We start from the raw sequence: 2,740 nt of genomic DNA on the forward strand, positions 1-2,740 counted from the left end.
CCTGAACATCCACCATCATACGACAAACCGGATGACGCGCGACGCTCAAAGTCCGCGCGGCTCCTCGGATGCTTACGATTATTCAAGGGCTTCCATGAGAGCGCGGCAGGACGCCGGGCCGCACAGCACCGTGGCGCGGACCTGACAAACCCGACAGCAGGTGTCGGGGACCCGACGTTTGTCCAGGGATGGCGGACAGGTTTTCTCCGTGGGAACAGCGCAATTCGCGCGTCATTCAACCGCGTTCGGCTATGTCCGATGTCCGACACTGTCAGACATGCGACATAGCCGTATGAGAGCCATCATGCTGTTTTGAAATCATTTTCTCCTTTGGCACGGTACATGCTTAGAAATGCGCGCTGAGCTGCGAACGCGGCACAGACTGAGGAGAAATCGTCCCATGATCACGCTCACCGACAATGCCGTCGCCGCCGTGAACATCGCAATCGGCAGAGCCGCCGACACCGCGCCGTCGCCAATCTCGCTCCAGGTAGATCCACCAGCTTGGCATCAGGCTACGCATTTGCAACACGATCGCGGCGACAGCTGACGCACCCAGGACCAGACTGGCGAACAAGCCGATCCAGCCGATGTATCGCTCTATTGCCTCCTCCGAGAAGCGATAGTGCATCTAACGTATTGTTCTATGGGACGGCACATTCGTCGGCAATCTGGACATCCTCCCGGGCATGGCTCCAAATACACGAGAAGACGACAGATCGAAGCGATCCAAGTGCCCTGCAGATCTCGGTATAGCGAGCGGCACACTCGGACAATGAGCCTCGGGAGAACAGTTTTGCAATGTGTTCGCCAGACCTCTTGTTCAAAGGTTCGCCCTCCGCTCGGATGATACAATGACGGAGTTGGCATAGAACCTGCTTGGGAGTAATCGGGCTTGCGGCACGCTCTCCTATCATCTGACTTGCACGGTGCACAATCGACGGCTTCAGCCGTTATAGATTGTGGATCAGGCGCACTCGGTGCTCCGGCTGCATGCCAATCTTGGCTGGAAGCAGGCAGCCCTCACCAGGGGCCGGGCATCGGTCAGTCAACCACAATGACGGGTTATCAGCAGGTAGGCGCGGATGTGTACCTGCTGACTGCCCGGGCGGCAAACTTCTAGCTCTTGGTTGTGGTATCATGGTCAAAGGACTCGTTCTCGCTTTCCTGGCCTTCGCGGTCTTCGCGTGGGGCGATGTCGTCGTGAAGAAAATCGGGAGCGACCTTGATCCGTTTGAGGTGACTTTCTTCGGCTCCGTCATTCCTCTGGTCTTTGCGCCTGCCTTCATGACGCCGGGCAGCCGTGTTTTTGACCTCGTGCGCTGGAACAGGCCTTGGCTAATGGCGATCCGGCTCGTGTGTGCCGCCGCGGCAACCCCGCTCAGCGTCATGACGTTCAGGCGCCTGCCTTATACCGAGGCCTTCGCGTTGCTGTTCCTCACGCCGAGTCTGGTCACGATCCTGTCGGCCTTCGTGCTGAAGGAGCAAGTCAGATGGCGCCGGGGGCTTGCCCTGTGCGCGGCCTTCCTGGGTGTTCTCATGGTCGTGAAGCCAAGTTTCGAGGAACTTCTGTCCTGGCACTTTGTAGCCCTCGCCAGTGCGCTGTGCTCAGCGGCCGTCGTGATCACCGGCCGCATGATCGGGCATACGGAAGAACGGTTCACCCTCATTGGCACCGTCTTCCTGTCAACGGCAGCTTTGTCCGGGCTTCTCATGATCCCTAGCTTCACCTGGCCAACGTCAGACCAGTGGCTTCTTCTGACCGCCTTTGCGGCGACAACGTTTATCGCACAGGCGCTGCTTACGATCGCAACGCCGTATGTCCCGGCGGACCGGGTGTCGTCGGCGCAGTACAGTCAAATCCTGTGGGCGCTGGGGATTGGGCCTTTCTTCCACGAGTGGCCTGGTACCCTGACATTTGTCGGCATCGTCATTGTCGTTGGTGCTGACCTGTTCATCTTCTCGCAGGAGCATGACGTTAGTGCGTAATTCAGATGGAGGTCGCGTTAACGCCCTGACGTCGGGGCTCAGGTGATGCGGTGGTATACCGGCATGCCAAGGCGGGTCATGACGTTGACGATCTTGCAGCCAGCCGCGGCTTCGGTCTTTTGCGGAGGCAGACTTCGGGCGTGGAGGCGGCGCCCCATTACGGTCTTGTAGCGCATCATCGCCACCTCGCTCAACGACCGGCGGCCATACTTGACCGCCTTCTGCCAGCTGAGCCGACCCTGCTCCTGGATCATCCGGAGGTGCCGATCGCGGTGGGATGATCACAGCGGCGGCAGGGTCCCGCTGAGCGATGATGCGGTACACGGGATCGCCATCGTACGCGCCATCGGCCGTAATCGCAGCGATCGGGCCTGAGATCTGATCCAGCAGCGGTCCGACCTGTGAGGCATCGCCGTCTTCCGTGGTCGTCAGCTCTGAAGCAACGATCTCACCGATGTCGGGATCAACAGCAAGGTGTAACTTGCGCCAGGTCCGGTGCCCTTGGCCACCATGCTTCTCGCGCTGCCATTCGCCGGCCCCGACCACCTTCAGGCCCGTGGGTCGATCACCACGCTCACCGGCCTGCTTGCTGTTCTCACCGCCTTGGCGACGGTTAGGTTAGCGCTGCGGCGCGAGAAGGTGGTGTGATCGGGGACCGGGAGGTCCAGGCCGAGGAACTATACCGGAATGTGGGTGATGACGGATTGAGAAAGGCGACGTATCGAGGCGGGTGTCGAGCCTGCCAGAACCT

At 60.0% G+C, this 2,740-nt stretch carries 3 protein-coding genes and 1 pseudogene; 1 reads left to right on the forward strand and 3 read right to left on the reverse strand.

Going from position 1 to position 2,740, the window contains the following annotated elements; genetic code table 11:
* Positions 1-346: 346 nt before the first annotated feature.
* Positions 347-631, reverse strand: a complete 285-nt coding sequence (locus JKL46_RS34460; protein WP_040639770.1) for a hypothetical protein — start codon at positions 629-631, stop codon at positions 347-349.
* 509 nt (positions 632-1,140) lie between these two features.
* Here JKL46_RS34460 and JKL46_RS34465 point away from each other — a divergent pair.
* Complete coding sequence (locus JKL46_RS34465; protein WP_009495296.1) at positions 1,141-1,989, forward strand: DMT family transporter; 849 nt, start codon at positions 1,141-1,143, stop codon at positions 1,987-1,989.
* Positions 1,990-2,027: 38 nt separating this feature from the next.
* Here JKL46_RS34465 and JKL46_RS37155 read toward each other — a convergent pair whose 3' ends face one another.
* On the reverse strand, positions 2,028-2,243 hold the full coding sequence (locus tag JKL46_RS37155; RefSeq protein ID WP_009495298.1) for a hypothetical protein: 216 nt from the start codon (positions 2,241-2,243) through the stop codon (positions 2,028-2,030).
* A gap of 10 nt (positions 2,244-2,253) precedes the next feature.
* Positions 2,254-2,663 (reverse strand): annotated as a pseudogene (locus tag JKL46_RS37160) (transposase); the annotation flags it as partial.
* Positions 2,664-2,740: the final 77 nt, after the last annotated feature.

The organism is Microvirga zambiensis WSM3693 (assembly GCF_016735695.1).
Taxonomy (GTDB): domain Bacteria; phylum Pseudomonadota; class Alphaproteobacteria; order Rhizobiales; family Beijerinckiaceae; genus Microvirga; species Microvirga zambiensis.

Excerpts from the sequence above, each read along its gene's own strand:
- JKL46_RS34460 (WP_040639770.1), bottom strand. The coding sequence starts at position 631 with ATGCACTATCGCTTCTCGGAGGAGGCAATAGAGCGATACATCGGCTGG.
- JKL46_RS34465 (WP_009495296.1), top strand. The coding sequence starts at position 1,141 with ATGGTCAAAGGACTCGTTCTCGCTTTCCTGGCCTTCGCGGTCTTCGCG.
- JKL46_RS37155 (WP_009495298.1), bottom strand. The coding sequence starts at position 2,243 with ATGATCCAGGAGCAGGGTCGGCTCAGCTGGCAGAAGGCGGTCAAGTAT.